Source organism: Rhodococcus sp. NPDC060086, from assembly GCF_042730275.1.
Taxonomy (GTDB): Bacteria; Actinomycetota; Actinomycetes; order Mycobacteriales; family Mycobacteriaceae; genus Rhodococcus.
Genome location: NZ_JBHWWZ010000007.1, coordinates 1 through 17,170, shown reverse-complemented (window position 1 = coordinate 17,170; position 17,170 = coordinate 1). Strand labels below are relative to the sequence as shown.

At 66.2% G+C, this 17,170-nt stretch carries 14 protein-coding genes; 8 read left to right on the top strand and 6 right to left on the bottom strand.

Features of this window, described 5'->3' with window-relative positions:
- The first annotated feature begins 43 nt into the window (after positions 1-43).
- Positions 44-1,381 carry a glycogen debranching protein gene (locus tag ACFWB0_RS06410; RefSeq protein WP_378489605.1) on the top strand — a complete coding sequence of 446 codons (1,338 nt, stop codon included), beginning with the start codon at positions 44-46 and terminating at the stop codon, positions 1,379-1,381.
- A gap of 15 nt (positions 1,382-1,396) precedes the next feature.
- Here ACFWB0_RS06410 and ACFWB0_RS06405 read toward each other — a convergent pair whose 3' ends face one another.
- The 4 genes from ACFWB0_RS06405 to ACFWB0_RS06390 form a co-directional block, all read right to left on the bottom strand.
- A complete protein-coding gene (locus ACFWB0_RS06405; protein WP_378489604.1) occupies positions 1,397-3,481 on the bottom strand; it encodes a PhoX family protein in 2,085 nt (694 codons plus the stop codon).
- 101 nt (positions 3,482-3,582) lie between these two features.
- Positions 3,583-4,782 (bottom strand): alpha/beta fold hydrolase, encoded by a 1,200-nt coding sequence (locus tag ACFWB0_RS06400; protein ID WP_378489603.1) that lies wholly within the window; start codon positions 4,780-4,782, stop codon positions 3,583-3,585.
- 125 nt (positions 4,783-4,907) lie between these two features.
- Positions 4,908-5,702 (bottom strand): LLM class F420-dependent oxidoreductase, encoded by a 795-nt coding sequence (locus ACFWB0_RS06395; RefSeq protein ID WP_378489602.1) that lies wholly within the window; start codon positions 5,700-5,702, stop codon positions 4,908-4,910.
- Positions 5,703-5,913: 211 nt separating this feature from the next.
- Positions 5,914-6,546 (bottom strand): TetR/AcrR family transcriptional regulator C-terminal domain-containing protein, encoded by a 633-nt coding sequence (locus ACFWB0_RS06390; protein WP_378489601.1) that lies wholly within the window; start codon positions 6,544-6,546, stop codon positions 5,914-5,916.
- Between the two features lie 123 nt (positions 6,547-6,669).
- Between ACFWB0_RS06390 and ACFWB0_RS06385 the strand changes: the two genes are divergently transcribed.
- Both ACFWB0_RS06385 and ACFWB0_RS06380 read left to right on the top strand, forming a co-directional pair.
- Complete coding sequence (locus ACFWB0_RS06385; protein WP_378489600.1) at positions 6,670-7,839, top strand: acyl-CoA dehydrogenase family protein; 1,170 nt, start codon at positions 6,670-6,672, stop codon at positions 7,837-7,839.
- 10 nt (positions 7,840-7,849) lie between these two features.
- Positions 7,850-8,986: an acyl-CoA dehydrogenase family protein gene (locus tag ACFWB0_RS06380; protein ID WP_378489599.1), complete on the top strand. Its 1,137-nt coding sequence runs from the start codon at positions 7,850-7,852 to the stop codon at positions 8,984-8,986.
- 7 nt (positions 8,987-8,993) lie between these two features.
- On the opposite strand, the gene ACFWB0_RS06375 is transcribed toward ACFWB0_RS06380, so the two are convergent.
- Positions 8,994-9,509, bottom strand: a complete 516-nt coding sequence (locus ACFWB0_RS06375; RefSeq protein ID WP_378489598.1) for a TIGR04338 family metallohydrolase — start codon at positions 9,507-9,509, stop codon at positions 8,994-8,996.
- Positions 9,506-10,312, bottom strand: a complete 807-nt coding sequence (locus tag ACFWB0_RS06370) for a DUF2786 domain-containing protein (protein WP_378489597.1) — start codon at positions 10,310-10,312, stop codon at positions 9,506-9,508. The genes ACFWB0_RS06375 and ACFWB0_RS06370 overlap by 4 nt, the downstream gene beginning before the upstream one ends.
- A gap of 95 nt (positions 10,313-10,407) precedes the next feature.
- Here ACFWB0_RS06370 and ACFWB0_RS06365 point away from each other — a divergent pair, with 95 nt between their 5' ends.
- The 5 genes from ACFWB0_RS06365 (at position 10,408) to ACFWB0_RS06345 (ending at position 17,084) form a co-directional block, all read left to right on the top strand.
- The gene (locus ACFWB0_RS06365; protein WP_378489596.1) at positions 10,408-10,980 is read left to right on the top strand and encodes a PadR family transcriptional regulator; all 573 of its coding nucleotides are present in this window, start codon (positions 10,408-10,410) and stop codon (positions 10,978-10,980) included.
- The gene (locus ACFWB0_RS06360; RefSeq protein WP_378489595.1) at positions 10,977-13,010 is read left to right on the top strand and encodes an FAD-dependent oxidoreductase; all 2,034 of its coding nucleotides are present in this window, start codon (positions 10,977-10,979) and stop codon (positions 13,008-13,010) included. Before ACFWB0_RS06365 ends, ACFWB0_RS06360 begins: the two co-directional genes overlap by 4 nt.
- 57 nt (positions 13,011-13,067) lie before the next feature.
- The gene (locus ACFWB0_RS06355) at positions 13,068-14,528 is read left to right on the top strand and encodes an alanine/glycine:cation symporter family protein (RefSeq protein WP_378489594.1); all 1,461 of its coding nucleotides are present in this window, start codon (positions 13,068-13,070) and stop codon (positions 14,526-14,528) included.
- A gap of 44 nt (positions 14,529-14,572) precedes the next feature.
- Entirely contained in the window at positions 14,573-15,646 is a 1,074-nt protein-coding gene (locus ACFWB0_RS06350; protein WP_378489593.1) for an ABC transporter ATP-binding protein, read from the top strand.
- A gap of 157 nt (positions 15,647-15,803) precedes the next feature.
- Positions 15,804-17,084, top strand: coding sequence for an extracellular solute-binding protein (locus tag ACFWB0_RS06345; protein ID WP_378489592.1), 1,281 nt, complete (start codon positions 15,804-15,806; stop codon positions 17,082-17,084).
- The last annotated feature ends 86 nt before the right edge of the window (positions 17,085-17,170 follow it).

The following is a 17,170-nucleotide window of genomic DNA, read 5'->3' as shown; positions in this document are numbered from 1 at the left end:
GTCTTCGGCTGGCGCATTTGCGCGGAAGGCCGAGAATGGGACGATGGCGGACCGCGGCTTCACCCCCACCCAGCTCGCAGCGCGCGCAGCGTATCTTCTTCGCGGCAACGACCTGGGCACCATGACGAGCGCAGCACCCAAGCTGTACCCGCACATGTGGAGCTGGGACGCAGCGTTCGTGTCGATCGGGCTGGCACCGCTGAGCGTGGAGCGTGCCGTCGTCGAACTCGACACCCTCCTGTCGGCGCAGTGGACGAACGGGATGATCCCGCACATCGTGTTCGCGAACGGTGTCGACGGATACTTCCCGGGGCCTTCGCGGTGGGAGGTGAACCGCCTCGCAGCCCATGCCCCGCAGGGGGTGCAGACGTCGGGTATCACCCAGCCGCCGGTACACGCGATCGCCGTCCAGCGCATCCTCGACCACGCCCGCAGGCACGGTCGCAGCACCCGGGCGGTCGCCGACGAGTTCCTCGACCGACGCTGGCCCGATCTGATGCGCTGGCATCGATGGCTGGCGGAGGCCAGGGAGGTGGGCGGCAACGGGCGCATCGCGGTGTACCACGGCTGGGAATCCGGCATGGACAACTCGCCCCGGTGGGACACCGCCTACGCGAATGTCGTCGTCGACGCACTCCCGGATTTCCGTCGTGAAGATCTTGCCCATGTCGCGGACCCGGGTGAGCGACCCAGCGACGTCGAGTACGCCCGCTATCTGTGGCTGCTCGAGGAGATGAAGACCGCACGGTACGAAGACGATGTACTCGCCACGACAATGAGTTTCGCGGTCGAGGATGTCTTCGTGAGCGCAGTGTTCGCGTTGTCGTGTGAGGTGCTCGCAGACATCGGTGAAGAAGAATCGCGACCTCACGCCGACGTGCGTGAACTGCACGAGTGGGCCGAGAGGTTCCGGCGCGGTGTGGTGGACTCGACCGATCCCCGGACGGGCGCCGCGAAGGATTTCGACCTGCGGACCGGAAAGTGGGTGGCCACCGACACTCTCGCGATGTTCGCGCCGCTGCTCAGTGGTGGCCTGGATCGGAAGGCCGAGCGGGCGTTGCTACGCACCTTCGAAGGACCGAAGTTCTGCGGGCACCCCGACCTGCGATACGCGGTGCTGCCGTCCACGTCGCCGGTGTCGGTGGACTTCCGGTCGCGGGAGTACTGGCGAGGACCGGTGTGGCCCGTCATGACGTGGTTGTTCTCGTGGGTGTTCGCGCGTCGCGGTTGGGTCGAACGCGCGAACACCCTGCGAGCAGAAGGGTTACGGCAGGCCGCCGGCGGTGCGTTCGCCGAGTACTACGAGCCGTTCACCGGCGAACCCTTGGGCAGCATGCAGCAATCCTGGACTGCTGCAGCGGTGTTGGACTGGCTGGGCTGACGCCCCCGAATTGGGTCAGACGCCGATCTGTCCACCGCCGGTCTTCCATGCCGCGACCACGGACGGGCGCGGCTGCGAGGTGCCGCCATCGGGCCAGCGCGACCCCGGGCTGTCCCACGACGCGTCGTCGGTCTCGCCCGGATGCTGGACGCACACGACGACGCGGCCGTCGTCGATGATCGGACCACACGTTTCGGCGCCGATCGGCACGGTGAGGAACTGTTTCGTCTCGCCGCGGCGCGGTCCGTCGAGCACCACCGCGAACAGGCCGTCGTTGGAGCCGAGTGCGTTGCCGTCGGTGGAGATCCACAGGTTGCCGTGTGGATCGAACGCGAGGTTGTCGGGGCACGAGATCGGGCTGACCTGCGACTTGTCGAATCCGCCGAAGTAGGTGTCGGCGGCAGCCGGATCGCCGCACACCAGCAGCACGTTCCATGTGAACGACGTACCGGCGTGGTCGTCGTCGATCTCGAGGACCTGACCGTTCTTGTTGTTGTTGCGCGGGTTCGCTTCGTCGGCGGCAGGATTGCCGTCCACGCCGCGGTTGGTGTTGTTGGTCAGGGCGATGTAGACCTTGCCCGTGAGCGGGTTGGGCTCGAAGTCCTCGGGCCGATCCATTTTCGTTGCGCCGACCTTGTCGCCGGCAAGGCGGGTGAACACCGCGACCTCTTCGGCACTCATGCCGTCGACGAGGGACTCACCCGCCCCGTCTTCTCCCGTGCGCAGCAGCGGAATCCACGTGCCGCGACCGGTGAAGACGCCGCCCTCGGGCAGGGCACCGGAGCCGTCGATCGCATCGGGATTGTCGCCCTCGAGCGCCGCGACGTAGAGGGTGCCTGCGTCGAGCAGGGTCATGTTGTGCGCTGTCGCCGCGCGAGAGTTGCCATCCTGCATCCTGCGGGACGAGACGAACTTGTACATGTAGTCGAAGCGCTCGTCGTCGCCGCTGTATGCGACCACTGTGCCGTCGTCGGTGACGTAGATGGTTGCGGCCTCGTGCTTGAAACGGCCGAGCGCCGAGTGCTTGACGGGAGTCGAGTTGGCATCGAATGGATCGATTTCGACGACCCAGCCGAACCGGTTGGCCTCGTTGGGCTCCACGGCAATGTCGAAGCGGGGGTCGAAGCGCTCCCATTTGCGGTCGGTCGCTGCACCTTCGAGGCCGTACCGGGCGAGGCGTTCGGCGGCCGCGGGGTCGGTGACGGTCTCTGCGTTGGCGAAGTACTGGTTGAAGTTCTCCTCGCCGGACAGCACGGTGCCCCACGGGGTGACGCCGCCCGCGCAGTTGTTGAGTGTGCCTGCGATCTTCGTTCCGGTGGGGTCCGCGGTGGTTTTCAGCAGATCGCTGCCCGCTGCCGGTCCGGTGACGAGGAACTCGGTGGTACCGGTGATGCGCCGGTTGTACTCACCGAATTCCGGTGTGAGACGGCCGGACCCGGATTCACCCTTGACCTGCACAACCGATAGACCGTGGTTCGCGATACCGATGCGCACCTGCTCCTCGGTCGGGTTCTCCTCGTCGTATTCCGCGAACATGAACGGCTCGGTGCTGTACTCGTGATTGACCACGAGCAGGTAGGTGTTCGGGACACCGTCGACCGGGAGCAGTCCGGCGAAGTCGTTGTTGAATCCGAACTGCTTCTCTTGCGCGGCGGCAGTCTGGTTGTCGATGTCGAACTCGGGGGCATCCGGGAGAACCTTGTCGCCCCAACGGATCACGACTTCCTGCTCGTAGCCTTCGGGCACGGTTACTGCATCGTCGGTGTTGGGGGCGACGGCGGCGAAGTCGGTTCCGGCCGGGCTCGGCCCGAGATCGACGGCGCCTTCTGCGGCACCGCCCTCGGTGGTTGCGGCGGAGGAATCATCGGAACACGCGGCGAGAACACCGCCGGCGCCGACCGCGAGGACGGCCATTGCGCCGCCGCGCAGCACTCCCCGGCGCGACATCGTGTGACGCACGATGTCGCCGAAGTAGACGCCACCGGAGGTGTTGGGCACCTCGTGCGAGCATGCGTCGCCGCACTTGTACTTGCAGGTGATATTCGAGCGCGACGACTTGCCGTCGTGCATGACGATCAGGGGTAGTTCTTTGCGGGCCACGGGGCTGTCTCCCTCATTTCTAGGTACAAGCGAGGAACCGTAGAAGCCCGAAGCGAGTCGAAGGCAACGAGAAGGTGAACGTGGGATGAGTGTTCGGGGCGTCACGGCCCAATGGTGGGGCCGGTTGTCGTGTCGGGGCCGTTGTCGTTGTCGGGGTCGTCCTCGAGGTTCTCGCCGGGACGCTGGTCGATGAACGGTTCGATCCTCTTGATGATCGCGTCGTCGTAGGCCTCGGGTGCCTGGATCGGATTGGCGTGGCCGGTGTGGTCGATCTTCGCGACCAGCAGGGTGCCGTCGACACCGCCGGAGTGTTCGATGAGGGCCCGCTGCGTGTACTCGACGTCAACGACATTGTCGTTCGATGCGTTCCGGGGACGCACGAACACGATCGCGGGACGTACCTTGTCGTCCTTCTCGGTGGCGAGCGCCCGCAGGCTGTTGTTGGCGCCGGATGCGACGATCGTCCGGAACTGCGACTCGATCAGGCCGTTGCTCGCGGCGTCGGTCGACAGGATCTTGTCCTTCAGGACTTCGTCGACGACGTCGATGAACTCGGATCCGTCGATGCGCCTGTACCAGCGATCGGACGGGAGGACGAACCTGTCCTGGCGTGCCGCGATCTCGACGGTCATCCGCATGATCCGACTTTCACGGGCACCGGGTATCCAGCCGACCCAGCGCAGCAGGTCCTCGCCCGCATTGCGGCTGTCGGCGTGCACGGCGTGTAGGTCGATGGGTGTGCAGTCGAGGATCACCCCGAGCACCTCGAGCGGTGTGTCCTGATACAGATGCTGGGCAACCTCGAGCGCGATGATTCCGCCCATGCTGTGGCCGGTGAGGATCACCGACTCGATGCCCAGGGTCTCGGCACGTGCGGCGATGAGACGGCTCACGACGGCGGTGTCGATACCCGAGTTGTCGTATTCGACCGCCCACACTTTCCCGAGACTGCTCAGCGCGGGCAGAGCGGTGGCGGTGGCGGTGGCGTCGAGGTTGCCGAGGCCGACGAGATCGACGACGGCGGTGTCACGGTCTTCGGGATGCTGTGCGTCGTAGATCGGGTGGATGAGCGGTTGTGTCTCGGCGAGTTGTTCCCGCATGGGTGCGACGTCGAAATGCCAGTACTGCGTGTAGAGCGCGATGAGCGGCACCGTCGCGATCGCAGTGCGCGCCAGTAAGCGGCGGAACCGGCCGAACCGACGCCAGCTGTGACCTGTTCTGGTGTCGCGCAGGCGCCGCCTTCGGCGAGCGTTGTCCCAGTCGCCGGCGGTGCACGGTGGAAGCGTAGGTACATATGGCATACACCATCGATCGTAGAGACGAGTCAGCAATGCTGCGTGGACGCGCTACGACCTCCCGGTCGGGGGTACATCAGCGTTCCCGTCGCCCGATCTGGGCACCACTGCGGGTGCGTTCTCCCACGCGGTCAGGCGAGGCCCGACAGCGGCGGCGGCGAGTTCTCGTCGCGCCACCCGATCGCCTCGAGCAGCGGAGCGAGGTCGTAGTCCGGTCCACCGACACCGACGGTGAACAGCGTGAATCCGGCCTCGACGTACGCCGCTGCGTGCTCGAGCCCCGGCCACGACGTCGACCGTTCGATCTCCTGCGGCGACCGCCCCACATCCGCGCAGCGCGCCTCGAGGATCTTCGATTTCTCGGTGTGAGTGTCGAATTCGCCGAAGCTGTGCCAGATATCGGCGTATTTCGCGACCAGGGGTAGCGTCTTCTTCGGGCCGCCGCCGCCGATGAGCAGCGGAATATGGCGGGTCGGTTGTGGGTTGAGCTTGCCGAGTCGCGAGGTGATGCGCGGAAGGTACTCGGCGAGCAGATCGAGCCGCGACCCCTTGGTGCCGAAGTCGTAGCCGTATTCGTCGTAGTCCTTCTCGAACCAGCCGGAACCGATCCCGAGAATGAGGCGGCCACCGCTGATGTGGTCGACGGTGCGGGCCATGTCGGCGAGCAGTTCGGGGTTGCGATAGCCGCCACCGGTGACGAGCGCGCCGATCTCGACGCGTTCGGTCTGCTCGGCCCACGCGCCGAGCATCGTCCAGCATTCGAAATGTGCACCGTCGGGATCGCCGTAGAGGGGATAGAAGTGATCCCAGTTGAAGACGATGTCGGCGCCGGCTTCTTCGGCGCGGAGCACGGTGTCGCGGATGACCCCGTAGTCGGGCTGTTGCTGGGGCTGGAGTTGGAGTCCGATGCGAATGGGTCGAGTCATGTGTCAACCGTATTCGGATTGTGGTCGCGCCGCAGCCGGATAACAGTGGCCAACGCCAGGGCGGCGAAGCGGTAGACCTCGGCGTCGACCGTGTTACCGAACAATCCGTGAGAAGGTGTCGAAGCCGAGCAGCCGATCGTGCGCGACGAACGCGACGGCAGCTGCGAGACCCAGCACGGCAAGCAAGCGCCGGGGCCTGCGACGCTCCTGATCACCGAGCGGCGAGTGCTGTGTACTGCGCGGCGAGCCCCGACAGAAAGGTCTCGAGGACCAGTTCGAAACTGTCCTGGTCGATTTCGGCGGCGTACTCACGGAGCCGATGCGCCTGTGACAGATGCGGATAGCGTTCGTTGTAGGTGTCGATGTCGTCGATGAACCCACCGGCGAACGACGTGATCGCCGAGCCGACGACGATGTATTTGATCGATGCCCCGATCATCGTCGCGGTCCGCGGCGGCCATCCGGCGCGCGTGAGTCCGCCGTGGACGGCGTCGGCGCGGTCGAGGGCGACGGGCCGGTCGCTCGGTCCGGCAGCGAGGAACGGAACCATGTTGGGGTGCTCGGCGAGGGCACGTCGATACGACGTGGCCCAGGTGCGGAGGGCGCCCTGCCAGTCGTCGTCGGCGAATCCGCTGACGTCGACGCGCTCGGCGATGGTGGCCGCGATGTCGTCGAGCAGGTCGTCCTTGTTGGCATAGTGGCTGTACAGCGACGGTGCGCGTACGTCGAGTTGGGCGGCGATCTTGCGCATCGACAGGACGTCGAGTCCGTCTTCGTCGATGAGGCGCAGTGTGGTGTCGCGGATGAGTTCCCGGCTCAGGATCGGGGTGCGTGGCCGCGCCATGTACGTCTCCTTCCGGCCGTCGTACTGGACAACCTTACAGTGTCAGGTTACCGTTCGGAGGTATCCGACAACCAGCGTTTCCCGCTGGTCTCCCTACCGGCACAACCGTGACAGAGGGCCACCATGAATCTGAAGCTCACCGACGACGAACGCGCGTTCCGCGACGAACTGCGCACCTTCTACACCACGGAATTCCCCGCCGAGCTGCGCGAGAAGGTCGCGGCAGGCAAGTCGCTGGACAAGGACGAATTCGTCCGGGCCCAGCAGGTTCTCAACGCGCACGGACTGGCGGTCCCCAACTGGCCGGTCGAGTGGGGCGGCAAGGACTGGACGCCGGTGCAGCGCAACATCTGGCTCACCGAGATGCAGCTCGCATCGGTGCCCGAGCCGCTTCCGTTCAACGCGTCGATGATCGGTCCGGTCCTCGCGCAGTTCGCGTCGCAGGAGATGAAGGAACGTTTCCTTCCGGCCACAGCGAACCTCGACATCTGGTGGTGCCAGGGATTCTCCGAGCCCGAAGCCGGCTCCGACCTCGCCTCACTCAAGACCCGCGCTGTGCGCGACGGCGCCGACTACATCGTCAACGGCCAGAAGACGTGGACGACGCTGGGGCAGCACGCCGACTGGATCTTCTGCCTCGTCCGCACCAACCCCGATGTCAAGAAGCAGGCAGGCATCTCGATGCTCCTGATCGACATGCAGACGCCGGGTATCACCGTCCGCCCGATCAAGCTGATCGACGGTAGCTACGAGGTCAACGAGGTCTTCTTCGAAGACGTGCGGGTGCCCGCCGAGAACCTGGTCGGTGAGGAGAACGCCGGCTGGACGTACGCGAAGTTCCTGCTCGGCAACGAGCGCATCGGCATCACCCGCGTCGGTGCCACCAAGGTCAAGCTGGCGCGCGCCAAGAGCTTCGCCGCGCGGACCCGCCTCGGTGAGGGCACACTCCTCGAGGATCCACTGTTCGCTGCCCGACTCGCCGAACTCGAGAACGAGCTGATCGCTCTCGAGCTGACCCAGCTGCGCGTCGTCGCAAGCTCGTCCGACGGCAAGCCGAACCCTGCATCGTCGCTGCTCAAAATGCGTGGATCAGAACTTCAGCAGGCCGCCACCGAACTCCTCGTCGACATCGCAGGCCCGGATTCGCTCCCCACCGGATCCGGCGACATCGATTCGCCGGAATGGGCGCAGCTCACCACCGGGACCTACCTCAACAACCGCAAGGTGACCATCTACGGCGGGTCGAGCGAAGTGCAGCGTTCGATCATCGCTTCCTCGATTCTCGGACTGTGAGGCCCAGGACATGAACTTCGAACTCGATACCGAACAGGACCTGCTCCGCAAGACCGTCCGCGACCTGCTCGCCGACGCCTACGACGTGGAGACCCGCAACCGTGTCGCCGAGGGTGAACTCGGCTGGAGCCGCGAGATTTGGCAGCAGCTCGCCGACCTCGGTGTGCTCGGCCTGCCGTTCCCCGAGAAGCACGGCGGAATGGGCGCCGGACCCGTCGAGGTCATGGCCGTGATGACCGAGCTCGGCGCGGCGCTGGCCCCCGAACCGGTGCTCGCCGCCGTGTACCTGCCGGGCGGACTCGTTGCCGACGTCGGTAGTGACGACCAGCGCGACGAGTTCCTGCCGCGCCTGTCCGAAGGCGCGTTGCTGATGGCGTTCGCACACGACGAACCCGGAACCCGATGGCCGTCGACGGCAGTGGCCACCACCGCCGCACGCGACGGCGACGGGTGGACGCTCACCGGCCGCAAGAACCCTGTGCTCCACGGTGAGTGCGCCGAGACGCTGATCGTGTCGGCGCAGCTGCCCGGCGGCGGCGTGGGCCTGTTCGTCGTCTCCGCCGAGGCCGACGGCCTCACCCGCACGGCGTACCACACGCACGACGAGCGACGCGGCGCGCAGATCGTGCTCGACGGCGTCAGCGCTGCCCCGCTCGGCGAGGCCGCCGACGCGTCGGCGGCGATCGTCGCGGCGCAGGTCAGGGCGCAGGCGGTGCTGTGCGCCGAGGCGACCGGCGCGATCGACCGGGCGGTGCGCTCCACCGCGGACTATCTGAAGCAGCGCAAGCAGTTCGGCGTCCCGCTCTCGACGTTCCAGGCCCTGACACACCGCGCCGCCGACATGTACGTGCAGTACGAACTCGCAGCCAGTATGAGCCTGTACGCGACCATGGCGCTCGCCGACGGGATCGTCGATCCGGTGATCGCCTCGCGCGCAAAGCTGCAGGTGGGGCGGTCGGCTCGCGCGATCGGTCAGGAAGCGGTCCAGATGCACGGCGGTATCGGCGTCACCGCTGAACACTCGATCGGGCACTACCTGAGCCGGCTCACCGCGATCGAGCACACCCTCGGCACGATGGACGACCACCTGCGGGTGCTCGCCGCAGGTGTGGGCGACTACGGACAGGTCGAGATCGCCGGCATGTGAGGCGAACTCACTCGCGGACTGCGATCCCCGACGCACGCAGCACGAACGCCGCCTCGGGCCCGATGATCTCGTCGACCAGTGTCAGGAACCGGTCGACGAACGCGGGCCCGTGGGCGGGTTCGGTCGGATCGTCGGGGTCCTGCGAGTCGAGATGGTGGGCCAGTTCGTGCAGCACCACGAGTTCGCGGAACGCCCAGGCCCGATTGTCGCGATGCACCGGTAGCGCGATGGTTGCGCAGTCGCTTTCGTAGTGCGCCGCGGTATTTCCCGACCGGGCGCGGACTCGCACGGGTAGCGCGGCACGCGGCCAGTGCTCGCGCACCCAGTTCAATGCCAGCACCTTGTCGACGTACTGCTGCGCCGACTCGAGCGATGCGAAACGTCGTTCGACGGGCAGCGTGACGTGGGACCCGGCAACTTCGACGGTACGCAGCCCTCGCTCATCCGCCAGATCGAACATGCGCCGCACGAGCGACTCCGCCTCGTACACAGATGTTCTCTGTGTGTCGCGCACCTTGGTCACCGTTCCAGTCTCCTCGCGGCAGGTGGCAGCTCGGGTGAGCTGCCGAGTCGCGCCGTGCGCCCGGCGCGGTCCCCGGCGCGTTGCGCATCGGTGGATCGCGTCGCTACACGGCTCCCTCGCCAGCTTCCTCGTGCCTGCGAGGTCGTGCGGTAGAAATCGCGCAACTCGAGTTCCTTGCCGCGCAGGACGAGTGCGGTCCCGGGTGTCGACTCCTCGGCTTCGCGTTCGGTGTCCTGTTTCGCTTCGGCGAGGCGCGCGCCGATCCGCGCGGCGAACGCCGACTGGAAGTTCAGGCGGGCGGTGACACCGGCGACCGGTTTCCGCACCTTCGTGCGGATCTGCCTGCCCCCGCGGCGCTCGACCACCGTCTGCACCGTCGTCTCGCCTTTGTAGGTACCGGAGCGCAGGTAGGCATCGGATGCGCGCACCATCTGCACCAGCAGCGACGAGTAGAGGGCCTCGCACACGTCGATGTCGTCGGTGAAGCCGTACGCGTAGATGACCGTCGAGGTGGCGGTGATGTCGCATTGCACGTCGTTGGCGGCCGCTATCGCCAGGAAGAGCTGCGCGTACGTGCGCAGTCCCTTCTTCCCCGATTCCCCGATGGTGATGAGCCGCTGGACCGGCATTGCCCGGCGTTCCCTGGCGACGGTATGGGTGCGGGCCACCGCGAGATCGACCGCGGCGGAGGTCGCGAGTCGCTGGGCGGCGGCGAGGAACGCATCGGCCTCGTGCGGATTGTCGGTCGACTCCGCCTGGCGCAACAGGCCGCCGATGCGGGTCAGCATCTTGTCCGAACTCACGGACCGAGCGTAGAGGGTCGCCCCTCGGGAATCGCGAGGCGCCGACCAAAGGCGCTGCACTTGTGTGCATATGCACCTCGTTGCATACTGTGGGCATGGCACTCGAACACGCGCTGCTCGTCTCACTCGACGAGCGCGCCGGATCCGGCTACGAGCTGGCACGTCGCTTCGACAAGTCCATCGGGTTCTTCCACAGCGCGACCCACCAGCAGATCTACCGGGTCCTGCGACGCATGGAGGAGCGCAGCTGGGTGACCTGCGAGACCGTGTCGCAGGACGGCCGCCCCGACAAGAAGATCTACAGTCTGGCCGCCGCAGGCCATGCCGAACTCGACCGTTGGATCGCCGAACCGTCGAAGCCCGACCACCTGCGCAGCGAACTGGCTGTCAAGATCCGCGCTGCCCGTCCCGGGACCATGCCCGAGTTGCTCGCGGAGATCACCCGCCACCGCGACGCTCACGACGCTCGCCTCGACGTCTATCGACTCATCGAGAAGCGCGACTTCCCCGCGTCTGTATCCCTCCACGGGCCTGTCTCTCTCACCGGTTCAGCGCTGCACCAGTACCTCGTGTTGCGCGGCGGCATTCGCGTCGAAGAGGGTTTCCGCGACTGGTGCCAGGAGATGCTCGACGCTCTCACACCTCCTTCCGAACAGGACCTACCGTGACAACACCAGACCCCTACCCCGCCCTGCTGTCGCCGCTCGACCTCGGCTCGGTCACCCTGCCGAACCGCGTGATCATGGGCTCGATGCACACGGGGCTCGAGGACCGCGCCAAGAACACCGGCCGACTCGCCGCCTACTTCGCCGAACGCGCCCGCGGTGGGGTCTCGCTCATCGTGACCGGCGGTTACGCTCCGAACCGGACCGGATGGCTGCTGCCGTTCGGAGCCAAGCTCACCAACCGGATCGAAGCCCGACGGCACCGCACGATCACCGACGCCGTGCACGCCGAAGGCGGCCGCATCGTGTTGCAAATCCTGCACGCGGGCAGATACAGCTACTGGCCGCTGAGCGTGTCCGCATCGTCGATCAAAGCACCCATCAACCCGTTCCGGCCCAGGCGACTCACGTCGTGGGGTGTGCGCAGGCAGATCCGCGCGTTCGTCCGCTGTGCCCGGCTCGCGCAGCAGGCCGGCTACGACGGAGTCGAAATCATGGGTGGTGAAGGATATTTCATCAACCAGTTCCTTGCGGAACGCACCAACCGGCGCACCGACGAGTGGGGCGGCACCCCGGAGAAGCGTCGCCGCCTGGCCGTCGAGATCGTCCGCGGCGTCCGCGAGGCCGTCGGCCCCGATTTCGTGATCTCCTTCCGACTGTCGATGGCAGATCTCGTCGACCGCGGCCAGAGCTGGGACGAGATCGTCGCGGTCGCGCAGGACGTCGAGGCAGCAGGCGCCACGCTGCTGAACACCGACATCGGTTGGCACGAATCGCGGGTACCGACGATCGTCACCTCCGTGCCCCGCGCCGCGTTCGTGGATTTCACCGCAAGACTCGCGAAGCACGTGAGCATTCCGGTTGCGGCATCGAACCGCATCAACATGCCCGAGACCGCGGAAGAAATCCTCGCAGACGGTCGCGCCGACCTGGTGTCACTCGCGCGGCCGATGCTCGCCGACCCGGACTGGGTGCGCAAAGCCGCCGCGGGTGCCTCCGACGAGATCAACACCTGTATCGCCTGCAATCAGGCGTGCCTCGATCACGCCTTCGTGAACAAGCACGTCTCGTGCCTGCTCAACCCGCGCGCCGGACGCGAAACCGAGCTGCTCCTCTCACCCACGCGCCGCAGCAAGTCCGTCGCGGTGGTCGGCGCAGGCCCTGCCGGTCTGTCGGCGGCGGTGAACCTCGCGCGCCGCGGACATCGCGTCAGCCTGTTCGAAGCGGACGCGCAGATCGGAGGCCAGTTCGGTATTGCGCGGCTCATCCCGGGCAAGGAGGAATTCGCCGAGACCTTGCGGTATTACACGCGCCAACTCGAGCTGACCGGTGTCGACGTCCGGTTGAACACGCGCGCCACCGTCGCAGACCTGACCGACGGATTCGACGAGGTCGTCGTCGCGACCGGTGTCACGCCGCGAGTTCCGGTCATCGACGGCATCGACCATCCCAGTGTGCTGACCTATGCGCAGGCAGTGCGCGGCGGGGCGCCGATCGGTGAGCGGGTCGCGGTGATCGGCGCGGGTGGCATCGGCGTGGATGTCGCCGAGTTCCTCACACACACCACTTCTCCGGCGATGAACCTCGCCGAATGGAAACGGGAGTGGGGTGTCACCGACGCCGAGGATGCGCCCGGCGCGTTGACCGCCCCGCAGCCGTCCCCGTCACCGCGCGAGGTCTATCTCCTGCAGCGCACCGCAGGCCGGATCGGAGCGAAGCTGGGCAAGACCAGTGGCTGGGTGCATCGGGCGGCACTGAAACACAAGGGCGTCCATGAGTTTTCGGGCGTGGGCTACGAACGCATCGACGACGACGGTCTGCACATCAGTCTCGGCAAGGACGGCAGCGAACGCCGGGTGCTCGCGGTCGACACGATCATCGTGTGCGCGGGGCAGGAATCGGTGCGTGATCTCGTCGACGGACTCACCGTCGCCGGGGTGGTGACGCACGTGATCGGCGGCGCCGACGTCGCGGCGGAACTGGATGCCAAACGTGCGATCGAGCAGGGCACTCGGCTCGCCGACCGGATCTGAGGGGATTCCGGGCCGAAACCGGTGCGGAACCGTTCCGCGACCGACAGGATCGGTGGAATGGACACCGCCGTCGAATTCGTCACCGACATCAACGACTGGTACTGGTACGCAGTCATCGCCCTTCTCGTCGGGTCAGGTCTGTACTACTCGTTCCGCTCCCGGTTCATCCAGCTCCGACTGATCCCCGACATGTTGCGGTCGATCGTGGAGAAGCCCGAGGAATTCCCGGACGGGGAGAAGGGGATCTCGGCGTTCCGGGCGTTCTCCATCTCGGCGGCGTCACGGGTGGGAACGGGCAACATCGCGGGTGTGGCGATCGCGATCAGCATCGGCGGCCCCGGCGCCTTGTTCTGGATGTGGGCGATGGCGCTGATCGGTGCATCCACCGCCTTCGTCGAGTCGACTCTCGCCCAGCTGTACAAGGTGCGCGACAAGGGCGCGTTCAGAGGCGGGCCGGCCTACTACATGCAGTACGGGCTCGGGAAACGCTGGATGGGCATGATCTTCGCGGTGATCATCACGATCACCTACGGCTTCGTGTTCAACGCCGTGCAGTCCAACTCGATCGTCGACGCCGTGTCGAGCTCGGCGGGCGAGAAGACGACGGGTCTGCAGATCGGTGTCGGTGTGGGCGTGGCGGTTCTCGTCGCCGCGGTCATCTTCGGCGGCGTGCGGCGGATTTCGAGTGTGTCGCAGGTGGTGGTGCCGGTCATGGCCATCGCGTACCTGATCATCGGGATCATCGTGGTGATTCTCAACATCGGTGAGGTCCCCGGAATGTTCCGTTTGGTGTTCGAGAACGCCTTCGGCCTCCGCGAGGTGGCGGGCGGCGGGTTCGCCGCAGCATTCATGCACGGCATCCGACGCGGCCTGTTCTCCAACGAGGCCGGCATGGGCTCGGCGCCGAATGCGGGCGCGACCGCGTCGGTGTCGCACCCCGTCAAGCAGGGCCTCGTACAGAGTCTCGGCGTCTACTTCGACACGTGGCTGGTCTGCTCGATCACCGGGTTCATCATCCTGCTGTCCGAACCGGAATTCGGGTCAGGTCTCGAAGGTGCCGCGCTCACCCAGAATGCGATGTCCCTGCAGCTCGGCGACTGGACCGTCCACTTCCTCGCCGTCCTCATCTTCTTCCTCGCGTTCACCTCGGTCATCGGCAATTACTACTACAGCGAATCGAACATCGAATTCCTCACCGGTTCGCGGAAGGCCCTGCCGTATCTGCGTTCGGCCGTGGTGGTGTGCGTGTTCCTCGGCGCGATCGGTTCGGTGCCGCTCGTGTGGGCGCTCGCCGACCTGGCGATGGGTGTGATGGCAACGGTCAACCTCATCGCGTTGATCCCGTTGTCGGGCATTGCGTACGCGCTGTTCCACAACTACAGCGCGCAGCGCAAGCAGGGACGCGATCCGGTGTTCCATCGCGGAGACGTTCCCGGAGTGCGAGGAATCCAGGTGTGGGGCGACGACTCGCCGGTCGCCGACACGTCGGTGGCTGTGGACCCACACGATGCACGGTAGATTCCCGTAGCGCACGAGCGTGTCCGCTTCGGAAAGGATCTGCGATGGCCTCGGTGACCTTCGACAAGACGACGTGTCTGTTCCCCGGCTCGAATACACCTGCGGTCGATGCGCTGGATCTCGAGATCGAGGACGGCGAGTTCCTTGTCCTGGTCGGGCCCTCGGGCTGCGGTAAGTCGACGTCGCTGCGGATGCTCGCGGGGCTCGAAGAGGTTTACAGCGGCCGCATCCTCATCGGAGACAACGACGTCACCGCGCAGGACCCCAAGGAACGCGACATCGCGATGGTGTTCCAGAACTACGCCCTGTACCCGCACATGTCGGTGGCCGAGAACATGGGATTCGCGCTCAAGCTCGCGAAGATCCCCAAAACCGAGATCCGCGAGCGGGTGACAGAGGTCGCGAAGATGCTCGACCTCGGGCAGTACCTCGACCGCAAGCCCAAGGCGCTGTCCGGTGGTCAACGGCAGCGTGTCGCCATGGGCCGCGCGATCGTGCGGGAACCGCAGGTGTTCCTGATGGATGAGCCGCTGTCCAACCTCGATGCGAAGTTGCGCGTGCAGACCCGCACGCAGATCGCGCAGCTGCAGCGGCGGCTCAATACGACCACCGTGTATGTCACCCACGATCAGGTGGAAGCCATGACGATGGGTGATCGCGTCGCGGTGCTCGACAAGGGCATCCTGCAGCAGTGTGCGTCGCCGCGCGCGCTCTACAACCGGCCTGCCAACGTCTTCGTCGCCGGATTCATGGGCTCACCCGCAATGAACCTGTTCACTCTTCCCGTCGTCGACCGCGGAGTCATGGTGGGCGATGTCCACGTCCAGGTGCCACGCGACATCCTCGGCCAGGTCACCGAAGCCGAGGTGACACTCGGTATCCGGCCCGAACATCTCGAGATCGCCGATGACGGGCTGGCCGTCGACGTGGATGTCGTCGAGGAACTCGGGTCGGATGCCTACGTGTACGGCAACGCCACGGTCGGTGGAATCCGCCAGGAGATCGTGGCGCGGAGCGACTGGCGAACCCCGCCGCAGAAGGGCGACCGTCTCCACCTGCGGTTCGATCCGAATCAGGTGCATGTGTTCAAGACGTCGGACGGGCTGCGCATCGGCTGATCGGGCCTGCTCGGGTACTGCGGTGCCCGACACAGAACCGATCAAGGATGGGCGGAATGCCGACTTTTCGGGGTGGCCCGTGCCACAGTAGTGGCCGGTGTCGGTGGCCCAGGGGTTACCGGCGAGTTGATTTTCCGAACTCACACGGGAGATGTTCATGGTTTCGAAGAAGAAAGCGATGCGCAGAGCCGTCATCGCCGCCTCCTCGGCGGCGCTGCTGGTCCTGACGGCGTGCGGCTCCGACGACGGTGGCAGCGACACCGGCTCCGATACGGGCACCGCCGCCTCCGGCGAGGGCCGCGGCCCGATCACCATCGTCGAGGGGCAGGACCCCTTGAACGCGGCACTCGAGAACATCATCGCCGACTGGAACGCCGATAACCCCGACGAGCAGGTCACCTTCAAGCCGCTCGCGCGCGAGGCCAACGACCAGTACGCCGATATCGCGCAGCGGATGCAGGCGCAGAGCGACGAGTACGACCTCGTCGCTGTCGACGTCACGAACACCGCCGAGTTCGCTGCCAACGGCTGGCTGCTGCCGCTCGAGGGCGACAACGCGATCGACACCGAGGGGCTTCTGCCCGCGACCGTCGAGTCGGGTACCTACAACGGCACGCTGTACGCCGCGCCGAAGAACACCAACGGTGCGTTCCTGTACTACCGCACCGACCTCGTCGACCAGGCTCCTGCGACGTGGGACGACCTGAAGGCGGAATGCCCGAAGGCCGAAGAGGCGGGTATCGCCTGCTACATCGGTCAGTTCAGCAACTACGAGGGTCTGACGGTCAACGTGACCGAGATCGTCAACGCCTTCGGCGGCAGCTTCGTTGCCGAGGACGGCCTCACCCCGGCGATCGACGAGCAGACCGCCGAGGGCCTGCAGTTCATCGTCGATTCCTTCGAGGACGGCACGATCCCGGCTGCTGCGCAGACCTACACCGAGGGCGAGTCGCAGACTGCCTTCGGCAACGGCGAAGCCTTGTTCATGCGCACGTGGCCCGGCTTCTACACCGACGGTGAAGAGTCGTCGGTGGCCGGAAACTACGGCATCGCCGTGCTCCCGGGCGTCGACGGTCCGGGCGTGTCCACGCTCGGTGGCTACAACGTCGGCATCAGCGCGTACACGGATGCTCCGGCAACCGCCCGCGACTTCCTCGAGTTCATGCAGACGCGTCAGTCGCAGGAGTACTACGCCGAGGTCGGTGGCGCACCGGTCCTCGCCGAGGTCTACGACGACCCGGCGATCCTCGAGCAGTACCCGTACTTCTCGACGCTGAAGGAGGCCCTCGAGAACGCGGCTCCGCGTCCGTCGTCGCCGTACTACTCGGCCGTGTCGAAGGCGATCTCCGACAACGCCTACGCTGCGATCCGGGGCGAGAAGCCCGTCCAGCAAGCCCTGGACGACACTCAGGCCGGCATCGAAACCGCCGGCAACTGATCCACTAGGAGCAGTAGATGGCAGAACCGCAGGCCGGGAAACCCGCGGATCCGCCACACACCGCGGTCGGGACCGATGGTCCCGAC